This window comes from Pseudomonas sp. Z18(2022), from assembly GCF_036346535.1.
In the GTDB taxonomy this organism is placed as follows: Bacteria; Pseudomonadota; Gammaproteobacteria; order Pseudomonadales; family Pseudomonadaceae; genus Aquipseudomonas; species Aquipseudomonas yamanorum_A.
Window position 1 is genome coordinate 220516 of the sequence record NZ_JAOTOA010000005.1, and the last position, 19425, is coordinate 239940.

Genomic DNA, 19425 nt, shown 5'->3' on the forward strand with positions numbered 1-19425 from the left:
GATCTGGCTTATGCCTGGACAGAGCGACTGTTGTAGTCCGCCAGAAATGCTTCGGAGGCGACATGATCCGCCATGCCCCGCAGCTGCGCCGCCGAGTCATGCCCCAGCACGTCCTCCACCCGATTATTGGCTGAGGCCCAGTACACCAGCGCCTCGCTGAACAGCGCTTCGCCCTTGGGCGTGAGCACACAGCGTTTGGTGCGCTTGTCCAGGGCGTCCGGGCGCAGTTCGACAATCCCGTCGCGCACCAGCGGCTTCATGGCATGGGTCAGCGCTGACATCAGGATCGCCAGGCGTCCGGCCAGCTCCTGCAACGTCGGCCCGCCCTGCTCATCCACCGCCGACAGCCGGGTGATTTCACCCAGCAAGCCGACCTGCGTGGCCTTCAGGCCAATCGGCGCCAGCGCTTCGTCATACAGCTGCCCCAGCCGCCTGGCGGCACGGCGCAACGCGTTGTTGGTGCACGCCACGTCACCCAGCAAATCCAAAAGTTCGGCGCGTGCTTTATCGGTATTGATCTTCTCGGTTGGCATTTTCAGTTCCTCCATGCCGCTAGAATGATTGAGTACTAAACCATTGACAAGGACAAATGCCGAGCTTATAACTTGAGCCCTCAACAATATTGGTTGAGTACTCATCTTTTGGAGCCGTTCATGTCGACCCCCGCTTCCACAAAAATTGCCCTTATCACTGGCGCGTCATCCGGTATTGGTGCGGTGTATGCCGACCGATTGGCGGCTCGCGGCTACGATCTGATCCTGGTGGCCCGTCGCGAAGACCGGCTGAAAGCCCTCGCCGCAAAAATCACGCAAACCCACGGGCGTCAGGTCCAGACCCTTGGCGCCGACCTGGTGAACCCTGCTGACCTGGCCCGCGTAGAAAGCCTGCTGGCCAGCAATCCGGCGATCCAGGTGCTGGTGAACAACGCCGGCCTGGCCCGCCTGCACCCGCTGGCTCAATCCTCCGTCGAGGACTCCACCACCCAGATCGCCCTGAACATCACCGCCCTCACCCGCCTGACCCACGCGGCGCTGCCCGGCATGCTGGTGCGTAATGAAGGCGTGATCATCAACGTGGCGTCGGTGTTGGGCGTGCATTCGCTGCCGGTCAGTTCGGTGTACAGCGGCACCAAGAGCTATGTCCTGGCGTTCAGCCGTGGCTTGCAATCGGAGTTGGCAGAAACCGGAGTGAAAGTGCAGATCGTGCTGCCGGCGTCCACCGCTACCGAAATTTGGGACGAGTCGGGCATTCCGCTTTCCGCGCTGCAAAAAGAGTCGGTCATGACCACCGAGAATCTGGTGGACGCGGCATTGGCCGGACTTGATCAGGGCGAGACGATCACCTGGCCGTCGGTGGCCGATGGCTCGCTGTGGGACACTTATGACGCCGCGCGCGACGCATTGTTTGCAGCCACGCAGACGGGCAAGCCGGCGCCCCGGTATGGGATTGTCTGAGGCGCCAGCAGGTCTTATTGAATACCGATGGAAATGCGCCGCACAGTCTGCTCCTCACGGGGCAGGCTGATGTCGCCTTCGTAGGTGCACTCGCGGCCGGTGCAGCTGTTTTCCACGGTCACCGGCGCAACGCTTTTGACCGGGAAACGCGGCTTGGGCTCAGCCTGCGGCGTGAGGGGTACAGCGCTGAGGATGGGTGCCTCGTAGGTCAGGTCCAGGTTGGACGCGTAAGCCTGGGTGGCCAGAACGGCGAGCAGTGCGCTCGACATGACAGTCCTTGTAAACAACATCGAAATCTTTCCGGGCAGCAAAAAATGAAGGGGCAATGATAACCCCTTGAGCCACCGGGTTGAAGTCAGGGCGTCTGGACGGCGGGTTCCAGCACCAGAACGTTGGAGGGGCCGGCACGAAATGTCGGGTTGTGCTTCGCGGCTTCGAGCATGTGAGGCGCTGCGTGGTGATCCTTGAGCGCCGCCTTTGAAGCCCACGTCTCGATCAACACAAAACTGTCGCTGTTGCCTTCCACCGGATGCAGGTCGTACTGGATGCAACCCGCTTCAGCCCGCACCAGCGGAGCGAGCCTGGCAAACGCGGTCAACTGGTCCGCACCCCGCCCAGGCTTGGTATTGATGATGACGACAAGCCGCACTTCATCGGACATAAACAGCACCGTTATCGATAAGGAAAAAGAGGAACCACAGTAAGGGATGCCATGCGCTGGCGCTACGAAAAATCTATCAGTAAGCTAGTTTCACTGAACGGATTGAGTCAGCACTCAAGCCCTCCCCTTTTCTGCCCCCGGCGATAACCACGTGATCGAAGTAACCGAAGTTTCCATTGCCCAGTTGCGCGCTGCGCTTGAGTCCGGCCAGACCACGGCGGTTGAGCTGGTAGAAGCCTACCTCGCCAGGATCGACGCCTTTGATGCCCCCAATACCGCCACAGCCCTCAACGCGGTGGTGGTGCGCAACCCGCAAGCGCTTGAGGAAGCCCGAGCCTGCGACGCTCGCCGGGCCAATGGCAAAACCCTGGGGCCGCTCGACGGCATTCCCTACACGGCCAAGGACAGCTACCTGGTCAAGGGCCTCACCGCCGCTTCCGGCAGCCCGGCATTCGCCAACCTGACCGCCTACCGCGACGCGTTCACCATCGAGCGGCTGCGTGCAACCGGCGCCATTTGCCTGGGCAAGACCAACATGCCGCCCATGGCCAACGGCGGCATGCAGCGCGGCGTATATGGCCGGGCCGAGAGCCCGTACAACGCCGACTACCTCACCGCACCGTTCGCCTCGGGCTCCTCGAACGGCGCCGGCACGGCCACTGCGGCCAGCTTCGCGGCGTTCGGCCTGGCGGAAGAAACCTGGTCCAGCGGGCGCGGCCCGGCCTCCAACAACGGCTTGTGTGCCTACACCCCGTCCCGTGGCGTGATCTCGGTGCGCGGCAACTGGCCGCTGACCCCGACAATGGACGTGGTGGTGCCCTACGCCCGCACCATGGCCGACCTGCTTGAAGTGCTCGACGTGGTGGTGGAAGAAGACCCCGACACACGCGGCGACCTGTGGCGGATGCAACCCTGGGTACCGATTCCAAGTGTCGCCTCGGTACGCCCCGAATCCTATGGCGCCCTGGCCGCCACCGGCGATGCACTCGCCGGCAAACGCTTCGGCGTGCCGCGCATGTACATCAACGCCGACCCCGAGGCAGGTACCAGCGACGCCCCAGGCATCGGCGGCCCCACCGGCCAGCAAATCAAAACCCGCGCCTCGGTGATCGACCTCTGGGAAGCCGCTCGCAAGGCGCTCGAAGCCGCGGGCGCAGAAGTGCTCGAGGTGGATTTCCCGCTGGTCTCCAATTGCGAAGGCGACCGCCCGGGCGCACCGACAGTATTTACCCGCGGCCTGGTGTCCAAGGAATTCCTCCACGATGAATTGTGGGAACTGTCGGCCTGGGCGTTCGATGATTTCCTGCGGGCCAACAACGACCCTGCGTTGAACCGCCTGGCCGATGTCGACGGCCCGAAGATCTTCCCCCACGACCCCGGCACCCTGCCCAACCGCGAAGACGACCTGGCCGCCGGCATGGACGAGTACGTGCGCATGGCCGAACGCGGCATCACCCCGTGGGACAAGATCAGCAGCGTGCCCGACGGCCTGCGCGGCCTGGAGCAGACACGGCGCATCGACCTTGAAGACTGGATGGATAAGCTGGGGCTGGACGCGGTGATCTTCCCCACCGTCGCCGACGTGGGCCCGGCCGATGCGGACGTAAACCCGGCGTCGGCGGATATCGCCTGGAGCAACGGTGTGTGGGTGGCCAACGGCAACCTCGCCATCCGTCACCTGGGGGTGCCAACGGTGACGGTGCCGATGGGCGTCATGGCGGATATCGGCATGCCGGTGGGCCTGACCTTTGCCGGCCGCGCGTATGACGATTCGGCGCTGCTGCGATTGGCGTCGGCGTATGAGTCGACGGGGAGCAAGCGCCTGGTACCGCCGCGCACGCCGAAGCTGGTTGCGGGCAAGCCATAAATAAAAAGGGATTGGAACCGTTCAGGTTCCAATCCCTTTCGTTACAGCATCATCACCGAGTTTGCGCATCAACTGATCGGCTTCCGACCCGGGCTCAAATCGAAAGCCGCGCATCTGGTCGAGAAGCAGCGTGTCACTGATTGCCGCCCACAACTGCTCCGGGGTCGGCGTATTGCGCAGCAGGATGTACGAAAGCAACAGCCGCTCGATGGGAACGCCTCGATCACAGGCGGTTTCAATGATTGCCAGCAGGATAAAGCGCAGTCGAACTTCCCGCTCCGTGGGCCAAACCGTTTTTCGCTTACCCAATGCCAGGCCTCAGTGTCAGGAAAAAAGCGAGGCTATTGCCGTGTGGTTTTTGTTTCAAGCACTGCATTGATGGATAGCCCTGCTCCTACAATAAACAGGGAAAGGGATTACGAAATCTTACAGAACACGGAGTCACCCATGGAACAGGGACCGAAACCCCTCGCACTCGTCGGCCTGGCGCTGTTCATTCTGCTCGCTGCCCTCTTTCAAATCCTTCGGGTCCGGCGATGGAAGCTGGCCGTCAAAGCCGACTTTGAAGCCGCCTTGCAACGCCTGCACATCGAGACCTACGAGCTGCTTGTAGACCGAAACCTGGCCCGGGGTACGCGCAGGCCACCCGAGATTTACCGGATCCTGCGCGACCACAACGGCCACTACTTTTTGTACCTTCATTCCGCCGATGGCCCTGGCGTACTTAACCCGCTGACCAAAGAGCGCGCGACGCTTGCCGTGCAGGTCAACGGCTAGCGGGCCACTGCTTCAGACCATGGCGATCAAGCAAGCTCCAGCAGCTCATACGCAAACAGCCAATACAATGTGTTGCCGTTCTCGAAAGTCTTGACCTCAAAGACGCCCCGCTCATCCGGCAGCCATTCATTGTCCCAACTGCGGCTGCTGTCCTTGGCTGTCCACCAGTCCACCGTAGCTTTTTGCCAGGTCTCCGCCAGCATGACGCGATATACGCTTCGCCCAGGGCTTCCGGCATGGCTGAATTTCTCCAGCACCGGCGCCAGGTTGGTTGCGCTCATCCGGTGGAAATCGAGGCGCAGTTGTTCTGCCTTTTCCGGGCTGTAGAGTCGCTTGCACTCCACGAAAGCAACAGTTGTCGGGTCGAACAACATGCAGTCGATACGGAACTCGTAGCGCTCAGTTACCGGGTTGAGAAAGGGCACTTCCATGAAGGCATGGGCATTGCTTCGCGCGTCAAACGCCTTGGCCATTTGGTAGGTCAGGTTGCGCTCATTGAGGCCGTTGCTGCCGTAGGACGGGTAAAACTCGTCCAGGCTGGCGGCAAAATTCTGTGCTGCCTGCTGTAACACGCTGGTGATCACTTCGCTCACGGAAAGACTCGCTTCAAGATGCTGGGTTGCCCGCGCCCGGCATCAGCCAGGCGCCCGTTAAAGGCGTTGACTGGATGGAGCCAATCAGGCGCTGACTGCGCCGAAGGTTTTGGAAAGAAACGCGTGCATAAAATCCCTTTTACGATCGAATAAGTGGCCAAATGATATCACCTGATGGCGAAATTTCCCATCTGGCTCCTTATTTTACCGGCACGCGTTCACCCCCTATGCCAGAAGCAATCCTTACCCACGCTTCCCCATCAACGGATCGCTGATGCTGTGCGCCCCGGTTTCAATCCGCCCCGCCACTCGCCGCACCCAACCGTGCTCATCACGCAACTTGAAGTCATACCAACCACCATTGGGCTGGCACGAGAACGTGCGCTGCACGGTGCTGCCGCCGGCAATCTCCAGCAGCCAGGGCCCTTGCCTGGTGTACGGGCAGCGCTCGATGGTCACCGACGCCGTGCGTTTGCCAGGATTGACCAGGGTCAGCAGCAACGTATCGCCGTGATAGGCCAGGGATAACTCGGGCTCACGCCGCAGCAGATTCCCCTTGAATGCACGGTGAAAGCCATTCGGCCCCAACAGCCAGAGCTTGTAGGCCCCCGCCACTTGCCAGGTGTCGCTGAGGTGCTTGCCGGCCTCCACGGTGTAGCGGCGCGGGATGTCGTCCAGGTGCAAGCGGTCGTAGACGTGGAACACCACGCCTTGTTCGCCATTGTTGAAGAAGTCCAGGGTCACGGAACTGGCGCGACGGTCAACCGAAGCCTCGACGTTCAACTGGTACGGCAGTGCCCGGGAGGGTCGCGCCATGCGCGCCTGGAACGGTGCCTGTTGCTGGCCCACCGTTGGCACGGCGACCTGGGGCAGTTGTTCCTGGCGTTGGCGCAGGGTGTCAGCGGCCTGGCGGCTGATGGTGTGCAGCGGCGGCAGGGTTTCGGTGTTGGGGTTGACGAAGTTGAAGGCCGACGTGAGGTCGCCGCACACGGCCCGGCGCCAGGCGCTGATATTGGGCTCGCGCACGTGGAAGCGCTTCTCCAGGAATTGCAGCACCGAGGTGTGATCAAACGCCTGGGAGTTGACCCAGCCGCCACGGCTCCACGGCGACAGCACCAGCATCGGCACCCGTGGACCGGGCCCGTACACCCCGCCGTCGGGCGCGGGTTGCTGGCTTGAACCGGGTGGCGCCGGGTGGGTGAAGATCTCGCTGTCGAACTTCACCGTGGACTTGCCGGCAAAGCTGCCGTCCAGGCGCTTGGACGGGGCCGATGGCGACGGCACATGGTCGAAGAAACCGTCGTTTTCATCGTAGTTGACCAGCAGCACCGTCTTGCTCCACACATCCGGGTTGGCAGTCAACGCCTTGAGGATTTCCTGGGTGAACCAGCCACCCTGCACCGGGCTGGAAGGCCCGGGGTGTTCGGAGTAATCGGCCGGGGCCACCAGCCAACTGACCTGGGGCAGGCGACCGTCGTTCACGTCCTTGCGAAAGCCCTGGATGATCGCTTCCAGGTCGCTGCCGCTGACGGCCGGGAGTGTGTTGCCGTTGCCTTTGTACAGCGGCACGCGGGCATTCAGTTGATCGCTGTAGGGCACGAAGTCCTTGAAGTCCTTCGGTGGCACCGCGGGGTTGCCGGCCGCGACGCTGGCCGCACGAAATTGACGAAACCCGGCCAGAGGATTGTCGCCAAAGTTATCCGGCAAGTACTGATAAACCTTCCAGCTCACGCCCGCTTCTTCCAGGCGTTCGGGGTAGGTTTTCCAGGTGTAGCCCACGCTCACCGCGCCGGGGCCGTCCCACTCGTTGACCACCGCCGCCACGTTCGCACCGGTCGGGCCGTTGGTGCCGGTCCAGTGGAACAGTCGGTTGGGATTGGTGCCGGCGTGCACCGAACAATGGTAGGCATCGCACAGGGTAAAGGTGTTGGCCAGGGCGAACTGGAACGGCACTTCCTGCTCGCGGTAGTAGCCCATCGAGGTGGGCGTCTTGAACGTCGGCCAGGCCTGCATCCGGCCACTGCCCCAGGCGGCGTGCTCGTCAACCCAGGAATGAGGCGTGCCGCTGACCCGCTGCGCATTGCCACGGGAACTGTCCAGGTGATAGGGCAAAATCCGCCGCCCCACGCCCTGCTGCTCCCACACCCGGTGCCCGCCCGGCAGTGGAATGGTGAAGCGGTCACTGAACCCACGCACGCCGGGCAAGGTGCCGAAGTAGTGATCGAATGAGCGGTTTTCCTGCATCAGGATCACCACATGCTCAACGTCCATGATCGTGCCGGTGCGGTTGTTGGCAGGGATCGCCAGGGCCTGGCGAATGGAGTCGGGCAACAGGGTGTAGGCGGATCCGATAGCGGCGGCTTGCAACAGGGTCCTGCGTGTAAGAGTCGGCATAAGACGATTCAATCCCTTGAAGTTCTGGAGCGAGGCTCAGGACAAAATAGGGACTCAAGGCGACAAAGAAATGACATCGCTTGAATCGCGTTCAACCTGTCCCACCTGGTACTCCCTCGGCGTACACCCGAACTCGCGCTTGAACACCGTGTGCAGGTACTGCGCCGATTTGAAGCCGCAGTCGTAGGCGATATCCGCGATGCCCGCTCCGGTATTTTCCAGGCCTGCCACCGCTGCGGCGAGTTTGAAGCGCAGGATTTCGTCATGGACGCTGCGGTTCAGTTCGCTGCGAAAATGCGCTTCCAGGGACGAACGCGACACCCCGACGTAGTTGGCGACCTGAGCCGTCTTGATGCCCTGGCAGGCGTACTGGCGAATGAAGTGCAACGCCTGCATCACATAGGGATGGCCGAGGGGTTGGTGCAGGCTGGAGGTCTGCACGTTGACCGCTTCCGGCGGCACCAGGATCTGGCTGCCCGCCGAAGGCATGCCGTGCAACATCTGATGCAGTAAACGCGCGGCGGTGCGGCCCATTTTTTCGGTGCCCTGGATCACCGAGCTCAGTGGCACGCGGGTCAGGGTGCGGGTCAGCGGGTCGTTGTCGATGCCGATCAGTGCCACTTGCTCCGGCACCGGGATGCCCGCCGTGAGGCAGGCTTGCAGCAACTGCCGGGCACGGGCGTCGCTGACCGCGATGATGCCGATGGGCTTGGGCAGGCTGTGCAGCCAGGCGATCTGCTGCTCCACCGCCGAGTCCCACAGCGGCGCGCTGGTGCCCAGCCCGCGATACACCTCCACGGGCAGGCCGTCGCGCTCCAGGAGGCGGCGGAAGGCTTTTTCACGCTCCTGGGCCCAGCGGTTGATATCCGCTTGCGGCAGGCTGAAGCAGGCGAAGCGCGTAAGCCCGGCTTCGATCAGGTGTTCGTAGGCCAGCTTGATCAGGGCGAAATTGTCGGTGGCCACGTACGGAATATGCCGGGGGTAAGCCCGCTCATCTTCGTAAGACCCGCCCACCGCCACCACCGGTAAGTGCACGCCCGCCAGCGCCGGGCCCATCGCCGGGTCGTCGAAGTCGGCAATGATACCGTCGCCATGCCAGCGCTCGATGCCCTTGAGCCGGCAAACGAAATCCTCCTCCAGGAACAGATCCCACGACACCCGCGTGCTGCTCAGGTAGTTGCCGATCCCGGTGATGATGCCGCGATCGTAGATCTTGTTGCCGTTGAACAGCAGGGCAATCCGGTGCACCGGCGGAAGGGTTTTCACAGGGGCGGCTCCTGGCGAGGTATCGCCCAACTATGCGCCCAAAGCCACTCAAAATCGAACCCCGCTCTGGTGATTTTCATAATCGGTTGGCCGGGGGCCGTTGCTAGTATCGAGGCAAGGTTAACGTGCACTCATAACAACAAGGATCTGGCGATGCCCTACTTTCCCGCTGTCGAAAAAATCCTCTACGAAGGCCCGGATAGCACCTCTGCCCTGGCCTTCCGGCACTACGATGCGAACAAGCTGATCCTCGGCAAACCGATGCGTGAGCACCTGCGGATGGCCGCGTGTTATTGGCACAATTTCGTCTGGCCCGGCAGTGACATGTTCGGCTCCGGCACCTTCCAGCGGCCCTGGCAGCAGCCGGGTGAAGCCCTGCAGGTGGCACGCGGCAAGGCCGAGGCGGCGTTCGAGTTTTTTTCCAAGCTGGGCATCGACTACTACAGCTTCCACGACACCGACGTTGCCCCCGAAGGCGCAAGCCTGGCGGAGTACCGCGACAACTTTGCACGGATGGTCGACCAGCTCGAAGGCCATCAGGAACAGACCGGCATCCAGCTGCTGTGGGGCACCGCCAACTGCTTCAGCAACCCGCGCTTTGCCGCCGGCGCCGCCAGTAACCCCAACCCGGAAGTGTTTGCCTACGCAGCCGCCCAGGTGTTCAGTGCGATGAACGCCACCCACCGCCTCAAAGGCTCCAGCTATGTGCTGTGGGGCGGCCGCGAAGGTTACGAGACGCTGCTCAACACCGACCTCAAGCGCGAGCGCGAGCAACTCGGGCGCTTCATGCGCATGGTGGTCGAGCACAAATACAAGATCGGCTTCACCGGCGAGCTGTTTATCGAACCCAAGCCGCAGGAGCCGACCAAGCACCAGTACGACTACGACACCGCCACCGTGTTTGGCTTCCTGCATCAGTTCGGCCTGGAGAAAGAGATCAAGGTCAATATCGAGGCCAACCACGCCACCCTCGCCGGCCACAGCTTTCATCATGAAATCGCCACCGCCGCGTCCCTGGGGATTTTCGGCAGCATCGACGCCAACCGCGGCGACCCGCAGAACGGCTGGGACACCGACCAGTTCCCCAACAGCGTCGAAGAGCTGACCCTGGTCACCTACGAGGTGCTCAAGGCCGGTGGCTTCAAGGGTGGCGGCTACAACTTCGACTCCAAGGTGCGTCGCCAAAGCCTCGACGAAGTGGACCTGTTCCATGGCCACGTGGCCGCGATGGACGTGCTGGCGCTGTCCCTGGAGCGCGCCGCCGCCATGGTGCAGAACGATGCCCTCGAGCAGTTCAAGGCCCAGCGTTATGCTGGCTGGGACAAGTCGTTCGGGCGTGCGGTGCTCGGCGGCGACTTCAGCCTGGAGTCGCTGGCCGAGCATGCCTTCAGCCACCAACTCAACCCGCAAGCGGTCAGCGGCCGCCAGGAGATGCTCGAAGGTGTAGTGAATCGCTTTATCTACCCATGACCGCTACGCTCCAGGTCCAGCAGTGCGTCTAAACAACAATAAAAGGGACTCACCATCATGAAACACCTGAAAACTGTCTTATTCACCAGCGTTCTGGCACTGCTCTCCCATTCGGTCATGGCCGATCCTGCCCATCCGAAAATCGGCTTTTCCATCGACGACCTGCGCCTTGAACGCTGGGCCCGCGACCGTGATTACTTCACCGCCGCCGCCGAGCAACTGGGGGCCAAGGTCTATGTGCAATCGGCGGACGCCAACGAGCAGCGACAGATCTCGCAGATTGAAAACCTGATCTCCCGGGGCGTCGATGTGATTGTGATCGTGCCGTTCAACGCCACGGTGCTGAACAACGTGGTGGCCGAAGCGAAGAAAGCCGGGGTGAAAGTGCTGTCTTACGACCGGCTGATCTTGAATGCCGATATCGACGCCTACATCTCCTTCGATAACGAAAAGGTCGGCGAGATGCAGGCCCAGGGCGTATTGAACGCGCAGCCTAAAGGCAATTACTTCCTGCTGGGCGGCGCGCCTACCGACAACAACGCGAAGATCCTGCGCCAGGGCCAGATGAAGGTGCTGCAGCCTGCCATCGACAAGGGCGACATCAAGATCGTCGGCCAGCAATGGGTCAAGGAATGGAACCCTACCGAAGCCCTGAGCATCGTCGAGAATGCCCTGACCGCCAACAGCAACAAAATCGACGGCATCGTCGCCTCCAATGACGCCACCGCCGGCGGCGCGATCCAGGCCCTGGCGGCACAAAAACTGGCGGGCAAGGTGCCGGTCTCCGGGCAAGACGCTGACCTTGCCGCGATCAAGCGTGTGATCGCCGGCACCCAGACCATGACCGTGTACAAGCCCCTGAAACTGCTGGCGTCCGAGGCCGCCAAGCTCTCGGTGCAACTGGTACGGGACGAAAAACCGGCCTACAACTCGCAGTACGACAACGGCAGCAAACAGGTCTCGAGCATCCTGCTCAAGCCGACCGCGTTGACCAAAGACAACGTCAACGTGCTGGAAGAAGACGGGTTCTACACCAAAGCGCAAATCGCCGGGCAGTAAGCGTACGGCTCACTGCAGGAGCGGCTTGCGGCCGCTCCCGCACGCCACCCGCCTTTTCGCTGTGGAATGAGTACCCGCCATGTCCGACTACTTGCTGGAAATGAACAACATCGTCAAAACCTTTGGTGGCGTCAAAGCCCTGAACGGCATCGACATCAAGGTAAGACCCGGGGAATGCGTGGGGTTGTGCGGCGAGAACGGCGCCGGCAAATCGACCCTGATGAAGGTGCTGTCGGCGGTGTATCCCCATGGGACCTGGGACGGCGAAATCCTTTGGGATGGCCAACCGTTGCGCGCGCATTCCATCGCCGAAACGGAAGCCTGCGGCATCGTGATCATCCACCAGGAACTGACCCTGGTGCCCGACCTCTCGGTGGCCGAAAACATCTTCATGGGTCACGAGCTGACACTGCCCGGCGGGCGCATGAACTACCCCGCCATGATGCACCGCGCCGAAGCCCTGATGCGCGAACTGAAAGTGCCGGACATGAACATCGCCCTGCCCGTCTCGCAATACGGTGGTGGCTACCAGCAACTGGTGGAAATCGCCAAGGCGCTGAACAAACAGGCGCGCCTGCTGATTCTGGATGAGCCCTCCTCGGCCCTCACCCGCTCGGAAATCGAGGTGCTGCTGGACATCATCCGTGGCCTCAAGGCCAAGGGCGTTGCCTGCGTGTACATCTCCCACAAGCTCGATGAAGTCTCGGCCATCTGCGACACCATCGCGGTGATCCGCGACGGCAAGCACATCGCGACCACGGCCATGGCCGAGATGGACGTGTCGCGCATCATCACCCAGATGGTCGGCCGCGAGATGAGCAACCTCTACCCCACCGAACCCCACGCGGTGGGCGAGGTGCTGTTCGAGGCGCGCAACATCACCTGCTACGACGTCGACAACCCGGGGCGCAAGCGCGTGGACGATGTCTCGTTCAACCTGCGCCGTGGCGAAATCCTCGGCATCGCCGGGCTGGTGGGCGCGGGCCGCACGGAGCTGGTGTCGGCGCTGTTCGGCAGCTACCCCGGGCGCTGTGAAGGCGAGGTGTGGCTGGACGGCAAACCCATCGATACCCGCACGCCGCTGAAGTCGATTCGCGCGGGGTTGTGCATGGTCCCGGAAGACCGCAAGCGCCAGGGCATCGTGCCAGACCTGGGCGTGGGGCAGAACATCACCCTGGCGGTGCTGGACCGCTTCTCGCACCTGACGCGCATCGACGCCGAGGCGGAACTGGGCAGCGTCGAGCAGGAAATCAAGCGCATGCACTTGAAGACCGCGAACCCGTTCCTGCCGATCACCAGCCTCTCCGGCGGCAACCAGCAGAAAGCCGTGTTGGCCAAAATGCTCCTGACCCGACCCCGGGTGTTGATCCTCGATGAACCCACCCGTGGCGTGGACGTGGGCGCCAAATATGAGATCTACAAATTGATGGGCGCGCTGGCGGCCGAAGGCGTGTCGATCATCATGGTGTCCTCGGAGCTGGCCGAGGTGCTGGGGGTGTCCGACCGGGTGCTGGTGATTGGCGAAGGCCAGTTGCGCGGCGACTTCATCAACCAGGGCCTGACCCAGGAACAGGTACTCGCCGCCGCCCTCAGCCAACCGAACGGGCATGACAATAATAATGATCGGAAGTCCGCGTAAATGAATCAGGTCAAACAGCTTTTCACCCGCTACAAAATGCTCGCCCTGTTGATCGCCGTGGTGCTGATCTGGGTGTTTTTCAGCTGGCAGACCGAAGGCGGCTTCCTGACCCCGCGCAACCTGTCGAACCTGCTGCGGCAGATGTCCATCACCGGCATCCTGGCCTGCGGCATGGTGCTGGTGATCATCAGCGGCGAGATCGACCTGTCGGTGGGCTCGATGCTTGGTTTGCTCGGCGGCGTGGCGGCGATCCTGGATGTGGTCTATCACATTCCGCTGCCGCTCAACCTGGCCATCGTCGCCCTGTGCGGCTTGCTGATTGGCCTGGGCAACGGCTACATGACCGCGTACCTGCGCATCCCCTCGTTCATCGTCGGGCTGGGCGGCATGCTCGCGTTTCGCGGGGTGCTGCTGGGCATTACCGGCGGCACCACGATTGCGCCGGTATCGCCGGAGCTGGTGTACATCGGCCAGGGTTATCTGCCGACGGTGGTCGGGGTGATTCTCGGTGTGTTGCTGTTCGGGCTCGCGCTTTTCCTGACCTGGCGCCAGCGCCGCAACCGCGCCCTGCACGGGCTGGCATTGCCGTCGATGCTGCGCGACAGCGTGCGCGTGGTGCTGATCGGCTTCGTGCTGGCCGGCTTCGTCTACACCCTCAACAGCTACGACGGCATTCCCGTGCCGGTGCTGCTGCTCCTGGTACTGCTGGGAGTGTTCAGCTACGTCACCAGCCAGACCGTATTTGGCCGGCGCATCTACTCGGTGGGCAGCAACATGGAGGCCACGCGCCTGTCGGGGATCAACGTGCAGGCGGTGAAGCTGTGGATCTTCGGGATCATGGGCGTGATGTGCGCCCTCGCGGGGCTGGTCAACACTGCACGCCTGGCGGCAGGCTCACCGTCGGCGGGCAATATGGGCGAGCTGGACGCCATCGCGGCGTGCTTCATTGGCGGCACCTCGATGCGCGGCGGCTCGGGCACCGTGTACGGCGCCCTGCTTGGCGCGCTGGTGATCAGCAGCCTGGACAACGGCATGTCGATGCTCGACGTGGACAGCTACTGGCAGATGATCGTCAAGGGCAGCATTCTGGTGCTGGCGGTGTGGGTGGATGTGAGTACGCGGACCGGGCGTCGCTGAGGCGCGGGCAATGGCATGGAGCTTGCTCTGCTCAAGCCAGTGGCCGCTATCGGCCTCGACTTGAGCAGAAACGACCCACGAGGCACAGGCCATGCACAGTTTGTTTTTTGCAACCGCCCAATTGATCAACGGCCGTGTACAGTCCGTTGATTCCATGAACAAACATCAGGACCCGAGGGCAATGCCCCTCGAGTTGCAGGCAAAGATCGGCATCGCTCTTGGGCTGTTCGCCCTCGCCAGCTGTTTCACACTCTGGTTGATCGGCGCCTACACCTGACCCAAAAAGAGGCAGGTATTACCGCCCGGGCCACCCTATCGGGCGGCCCTGATCATGTCGGCGACTTTTTCGCCGATCATGATGCACACCGAGTTGGGATTGCCTGAAATCAGGGTCGGCATGATCGACGCGTCGGCCACCCGCAGCCCTTCGATGCCGTGCACCTTGAGGTCCGGCCCGACCACCGCCAACTCATCCACGCCCATGCGGCAGGTGCCGGAAGGGTGCAGCGCAGCATGTGCTTGCTGGTGACAGAACTGCTTCATCGCTTCCCGTGAACGGACACTGACATCCGGCACATGCCGCCGTGCCACATAGGGTTTGAAGGCCGCCTGGGCCATGATCTGTTCGCCCACCAGGCAACCGTCCACCAGGCTTTCGATGTCGTACGGATCGGAAAAGTAGTTGGGCACAATGCGTGGCGGCGACATCAGGTCGGCGGAATACAGCGCCACATACCCCCTGGACTTTGGCCGTATCTGCCCCAGGTTCAAGGTGCAGCCATTGCCGCCGGGCACCGAGTCCACGCCCTCCTCGATGCCCGCGCCCACCACCATGAAATACTGGATATCCGGGTGCGCCGCCGTCTTGTCGCCCCACCAGAACGCCCCGCCTTCAATCAGGTTGGAGGCCGCCGGGCCTTGGCGGAACAGCGCGTACTGCAACCCCGCCATGAGCTTCCACCACGGCTTTTTGTACTTGTCATAGCTGTGGGGGCCGGTCAGTTCATACACCAGTGATATTTCGATGTGGTCCTGCAGGTTCTGCCCTACGCCGGGCAAATCCTGGACGACTTGAATGCCGTGCTGTTGCAACTGCGCGGCGGGCCCGATACCGGACAACATCAGCAACCGTGGTGAGTTGATGGCGCCGCAGGACAGCACGATTTCCTTGTCGGCGTGCATCACCTGGCGCACGCCCTTCTCCAGGTATTCGACGCCGACGGCCTTGTTGCCCTGCATCAAGATGCGCAGCACCCGGCAACCGGTCTTCACCGTCAGGTTCTTGCGCGACTTGGCCGGCACCAGGTAAGCCACGGCGGCACTGCTGCGAAAACCATTTTTGGCGGTGATCTGGTACAGCCCGCAGCCTTCGGGCTGGCCCGAGTTGAAGTCTTCGTTGTAGGGCAATCCGTACTGCTGACAGGCCCGCAGCCAGACTTTGGTCAAGGGGTGAATGTTAATCGGGTCCGACACCCCCAACGGCCCGCCGACGCCATGCACCTCGTTGCAAAACCGCTCGTTGTCCTCGGCCTTTTTGAAGTACGGCAACACGTCCTTGTACGACCAGCCGGCCGCGCCCTGCTCGGCCCAGCCGTCGTAGTCGGCGGGCACGCCACGGATGTAAATCATCGCATTCACCGAGCTGCCACCGCCGAGCACGCTGGCCTGGACCATGGTCGGCGTTTCGCTTCGGTGTTGGTCCTCGGTCGGCTCCCAGGCATAGCGCTTGAGCAGCGGCCCCTGGGCAGTCTTGTAATAGGCACCGGGAATATGGATGTAAGGGCTGCGATCACGCGGCCCTTCCTCGAACAGCACCACCGACGCGCCTTTGTCCTCGCTCAGGCGCGATGCGACCGTGCAGCCGGTTGAACCGCCCCCGATTACGATGAAATCCACCATGACAACCTCAGATCTTTTTAGTATTCAGCCAGTGTTGAAACGCGCGTTATCGACCGACCAGGCCGCTCAACAGCGCCTTCAATTGTTGGGCGACGACGTAGCTGTTTTGCTGTTGCTGTTTTTTGCAGAACAACTCGCAGCTCCACCACCCGGTGTAACCGGTGGCCTTTACGGCGGCGGTCCATTCAGCCAGGTCGAGCACGCCACTGCCGGTGGGGACATCCCGCAGTACTTCTTCATTCGGAATGCCGCCTGCAAAGGCCAGTGAGTCACAGACATGCACGCCGTAGATGACGTCCTTGTCGAGCCTGGCCACATCGGCTGGCGCCACGCCGCTGGTGAAGCAATGCCAATAGTCGATCACCAGCTTCACGTTGCGGCGCCCGGTGCGCTCGATCAATTGCAGCTGATGGTCGAGGGTGTTGAGTGGCGTCCAGGACAGCGCTTCGAGGTACAGCAGCAAGTCGTGTTCACCCGCCAGGTCAGCCAGCGCCGCGAGGTTGCTGGCTGTCAAGGCGTACTGTTCGGCTGAATCGCGCCCCAGCAAACCCGAGTAATGCGTGCTGTTGCCGGTGGCCTGAAAATCAATCACCGCCTGCACATTGATCGGGCCGGTGAGGACTTGCACGCCGTTGGCACCCACCAGGTTCGCCAGCTCAAACAGCCGTCGGGCCTCGTTGAACAGGTCCTCGCGCTCGGCGCCCTGGCGCTCGATATCCCGCAGGTAGCCAATGCCGGTGACCGGCACATCCTTGAGCAGTGCTTGAAGTTCCGATTCCGAATAGCCGGCCTGCAGATAGGCTTCCAGCTTGCCACTGTTGATCTCCAGCGCGTCAAAATCCAGGGCCTGGGCGATGTCGATATCCATCGCCAGGGTCGAGTGTTTGGCCACCGTGGAATGCAGAGCGAGGACGTTAGTTTGAGGTTCCATATGACGCTCCTACGGTTGAATAACGATCAGCCAACGCACCCACCGCCAGCGCCGCCGCATCCAGCCGCGCCTGGGGCAAGATGCCCTGGGCGACGGCGGCGACAATCGCCCGGACGATCTGCGGCACCTGCGGCATGGCCCTGGCGGAAATCAGTAACAGGTCGGCCCCGGCGTTCAACGCAGCCACCGCGACCTCGCCGAGGGACAACTGCCCGAGGGTGGAACGGTGATCCAGGTCGATGGTCATCACCAGCCCGTTGAAGCCCAACTCCTGGCGCAACACGCCAATGAGCTCCGGCGACACCGATGCGGCCGTGGGCGGTGTGCACGCGGCAAAGATCGCCGGGCCCATCATCACCGCATCCGCCCCGGCATCGATCCCGGCCTGGAACCCCGGCCAATAGGCACGCAGTTGCTGCATGGACTCGCTGACCACCGCCGTTTCAGTCGATGGCTGCTGGAACAGCACCGGGTGCCCGGGAAAGTGCTTCAGGGTGCTGGCCATCCCGGCCCGCCGCACGCCACGCACATACGCACCGACCATCGCCGCCGTCTGCTGCACGTCGTCCGAGAGGGTACGCCCCGCCAACCACACATTGGGCCCACCGACCACATCGGCGGTCGGCGACAGCAACAGGTTGACCCCGGTCTGCCGCACGGCGGTGGCGACCTTGAAGCAGGCGTGTTCCAGCGCCGCACAGTCCATCGCCCGGGCCACGTCGGGTTCAGGCAGTGCCGGCGTCAGGCCTTGCAAACGGTGCACGGCAGAGATGTCCGCATCGGCCGCCAGCAGCAGCGGCCCGCCGAGGGCGGTGGCCGTGCCGGTAAAGCGTTGCCAGGTGTCCAGGGTTTCGGTGTGCAGGCGGCTGGCGCTCATTTTGCCGCTGACGTACTCCTCGCCCGTCTCGCCAAACAACAGACTGCGCCCGCCATTCCCGAGAAACCGGCGCACGTCGTCCGTCATTTGCACCTCCAGCAACACCGGAAACAGCACGCCGTAGGCCTTGCTGTCATTCGCGCTCATGGTTGGCCCCTTGGGTTGCGCTGGCCAACTGGCGGACCTTGGCGGCGGCACCCAACAGCACCTGGCGATTCAGCGTGCCTTCGTGAACAGCGGCGACAATCGCGTCTGCAATGCTGTCCAGGCCCGACTCGCTGGACACCAGCAACAGGTGCGCACCGGCCACCAGCGACGCGACGGCAGTGTCGGGGACGGTGTTGCCCCGCAGAATCGACACGGCGTCCAGGTCATCGGAAATGATCAGGCCTTCGAAACCGAGGGTGTCACGCAACAACCCGATGACGTTCGACGAGGTGGAGGCCGATTGATTGGCATCGATCGAGGGGAACACTGCCGGGCCTGGCATGACGGCTTTTACGCCGGTGGCGATGACCTGCTTGAACACTTCAAGATTGTCATGCAGCAATTCCAGCGGGCCCGGTACGGTGGCTTCGGCAATGGCCGGATCGTGTTCGGTGACGTAATGCCCAGGGAAGTGCTTGGCAGTGGCGATCACGCCGGCACGCTGCACTCCGCGGATAAACGCGCAGGACACCCGGCTGACTTCCACCGGGTCAGCACCCAGGTGCCGGTTGTGCAACCACGGATTGGCACCGGTGACCACATCCACGATCGGCGCCAGGAACAGATTCACCCCCATCTCACGGGCTACGGTGGCCATCTCGAAGCAACGTTGTTCGATGTCCTGGGCACTGAGGTCCCGGAGTTGCGCACGGGAGGCGACCGCCGGGACGAGTTGGTGCAGGCGTTCGATCCCGCCGAGCTCCTGGTCCACCGCGATCAGCACCGCAGTGCCCGCCAGCGCCGTGGCTTCCTTGACGACATTGACAAAATCAGCCTTGGACTCGGCTGCCTGGCGGGCCGGGCTCATGCCTCGGCCCACGTATTCATCCCGGGTTTCTCCGAGCAACAGGGACACACCACCACGGCTCAGGTAACGGCGCACAGCGTCGTCCAGGTGCAGATCCCCGAATGCAGGAAGCAGTACCGAATACGCGGCGTTATGCAGTTCGCTTGACATTGCTTTTCCTCAACAGCGTTAGGGTGAGCGGAGCGCTCAAGTCGGTGGATGCGCTCATCGACACCAAGCACTGGGGAAGTATCAAGGGCGATAGTTGTTTCCACCATTTCGCACCCTTGGCGATACCTGACGCGGACTGAAGCACTCCCACGCAGCACACGGTGTTACCCGCCGCTGCTGAATGTGTTACTGGGCGGGCAGCCCATGCTGCGGATCGAACGCTGAAAACCACAACC

General features: G+C 62.5%; 19 protein-coding genes. 8 read left to right on the forward strand and 11 right to left on the reverse strand.

The genetic code is table 11. The features are described from left to right. Positions 1-8: 8 nt before the first annotated feature. Entirely contained in the window at positions 9-533 is a 525-nt protein-coding gene (locus V3W39_RS14265) for a MarR family winged helix-turn-helix transcriptional regulator (RefSeq protein WP_177129452.1), read from the reverse strand. A 120-nt stretch (positions 534-653) separates the two neighbouring features. Between V3W39_RS14265 and V3W39_RS14270 the strand changes: the two genes are divergently transcribed. Beyond that, entirely contained in the window at positions 654-1454 is an 801-nt protein-coding gene (locus V3W39_RS14270) for an SDR family NAD(P)-dependent oxidoreductase (protein ID WP_330212823.1), read from the forward strand. A gap of 14 nt (positions 1455-1468) precedes the next feature. On the opposite strand, the gene V3W39_RS14275 is transcribed toward V3W39_RS14270, so the two are convergent. Further along, complete coding sequence (locus V3W39_RS14275) at positions 1469-1723, reverse strand: hypothetical protein (protein ID WP_177129454.1); 255 nt, start codon at positions 1721-1723, stop codon at positions 1469-1471. 86 nt (positions 1724-1809) lie between these two features. After that, a complete protein-coding gene (locus V3W39_RS14280; RefSeq protein WP_330212824.1) occupies positions 1810-2115 on the reverse strand; it encodes a putative quinol monooxygenase in 306 nt (101 codons plus the stop codon). A gap of 151 nt (positions 2116-2266) precedes the next feature. On the opposite strand from V3W39_RS14280, the gene V3W39_RS14285 reads away from it, so the two are divergent. Next, positions 2267-3982 carry an amidase gene (locus V3W39_RS14285; protein ID WP_177042624.1) on the forward strand — a complete coding sequence of 572 codons (1716 nt, stop codon included), beginning with the start codon at positions 2267-2269 and terminating at the stop codon, positions 3980-3982. Positions 3983-4003: 21 nt separating this feature from the next. Here the strand turns inward: V3W39_RS14285 and V3W39_RS14290 are convergent, their stop codons facing one another. After that, the gene (locus V3W39_RS14290) at positions 4004-4291 is read right to left on the reverse strand and encodes a hypothetical protein (RefSeq protein ID WP_330212825.1); all 288 of its coding nucleotides are present in this window, start codon (positions 4289-4291) and stop codon (positions 4004-4006) included. Between the two features lie 138 nt (positions 4292-4429). Between V3W39_RS14290 and V3W39_RS14295 the strand changes: the two genes are divergently transcribed. Next, positions 4430-4759, forward strand: coding sequence for a hypothetical protein (locus V3W39_RS14295; RefSeq protein WP_259199000.1), 330 nt, complete (start codon positions 4430-4432; stop codon positions 4757-4759). Positions 4760-4785: 26 nt separating this feature from the next. Here V3W39_RS14295 and V3W39_RS14300 read toward each other — a convergent pair whose 3' ends face one another. From V3W39_RS14300 to V3W39_RS14310, 3 genes are all read right to left on the reverse strand, one after another. Further along, entirely contained in the window at positions 4786-5352 is a 567-nt protein-coding gene (locus tag V3W39_RS14300; protein WP_259199001.1) for a hypothetical protein, read from the reverse strand. A 243-nt stretch (positions 5353-5595) separates the two neighbouring features. Beyond that, positions 5596-7746 carry a phosphocholine-specific phospholipase C gene (locus V3W39_RS14305; RefSeq protein WP_330212826.1) on the reverse strand — a complete coding sequence of 717 codons (2151 nt, stop codon included), beginning with the start codon at positions 7744-7746 and terminating at the stop codon, positions 5596-5598. Positions 7747-7800: 54 nt separating this feature from the next. Beyond that, on the reverse strand, positions 7801-9012 hold the full coding sequence (locus tag V3W39_RS14310) for a XylR family transcriptional regulator (RefSeq protein ID WP_177076794.1): 1212 nt from the start codon (positions 9010-9012) through the stop codon (positions 7801-7803). 153 nt (positions 9013-9165) lie between these two features. Between V3W39_RS14310 and xylA the strand changes: the two genes are divergently transcribed. The 5 genes from xylA to V3W39_RS14335 all read left to right on the forward strand — a co-directional run bounded on the left by xylA (position 9166) and on the right by V3W39_RS14335 (position 14594). Next, positions 9166-10482, forward strand: a complete 1317-nt coding sequence (gene xylA, locus V3W39_RS14315) for a xylose isomerase (protein ID WP_177042628.1) — start codon at positions 9166-9168, stop codon at positions 10480-10482. Positions 10483-10539: 57 nt separating this feature from the next. Continuing rightward, on the forward strand, positions 10540-11541 hold the full coding sequence (gene xylF / locus V3W39_RS14320; protein ID WP_169389012.1) for a D-xylose ABC transporter substrate-binding protein: 1002 nt from the start codon (positions 10540-10542) through the stop codon (positions 11539-11541). A gap of 79 nt (positions 11542-11620) precedes the next feature. Beyond that, a complete protein-coding gene (gene xylG / locus V3W39_RS14325; RefSeq protein WP_330212827.1) occupies positions 11621-13180 on the forward strand; it encodes a D-xylose ABC transporter ATP-binding protein in 1560 nt (519 codons plus the stop codon). After that, complete coding sequence (locus tag V3W39_RS14330; RefSeq protein ID WP_177042630.1) at positions 13181-14317, forward strand: sugar ABC transporter permease; 1137 nt, start codon at positions 13181-13183, stop codon at positions 14315-14317. It begins immediately after the preceding gene. Between the two features lie 91 nt (positions 14318-14408). Then, complete coding sequence (locus tag V3W39_RS14335; protein ID WP_330212828.1) at positions 14409-14594, forward strand: hypothetical protein; 186 nt, start codon at positions 14409-14411, stop codon at positions 14592-14594. A 35-nt stretch (positions 14595-14629) separates the two neighbouring features. On the opposite strand, the gene V3W39_RS14340 is transcribed toward V3W39_RS14335, so the two are convergent. From V3W39_RS14340 to V3W39_RS14355, 4 genes are read right to left on the reverse strand one after another with little or no spacing between them, the layout of a single operon-like run. After that, entirely contained in the window at positions 14630-16216 is a 1587-nt protein-coding gene (locus tag V3W39_RS14340) for a GMC family oxidoreductase (protein WP_330212829.1), read from the reverse strand. 46 nt (positions 16217-16262) lie between these two features. Next, positions 16263-17147, reverse strand: coding sequence for a sugar phosphate isomerase/epimerase family protein (locus tag V3W39_RS14345; protein ID WP_330212830.1), 885 nt, complete (start codon positions 17145-17147; stop codon positions 16263-16265). After that, positions 17131-18171 (reverse strand): glycoside hydrolase family 3 N-terminal domain-containing protein, encoded by a 1041-nt coding sequence (locus V3W39_RS14350; RefSeq protein WP_330212831.1) that lies wholly within the window; start codon positions 18169-18171, stop codon positions 17131-17133. Before V3W39_RS14350 ends, V3W39_RS14345 begins: the two co-directional genes overlap by 17 nt. Beyond that, a complete protein-coding gene (locus V3W39_RS14355; RefSeq protein ID WP_330212832.1) occupies positions 18158-19189 on the reverse strand; it encodes a glycoside hydrolase family 3 N-terminal domain-containing protein in 1032 nt (343 codons plus the stop codon). The genes V3W39_RS14350 and V3W39_RS14355 overlap by 14 nt, the downstream gene beginning before the upstream one ends. Positions 19190-19425 lie beyond the last annotated feature (236 nt).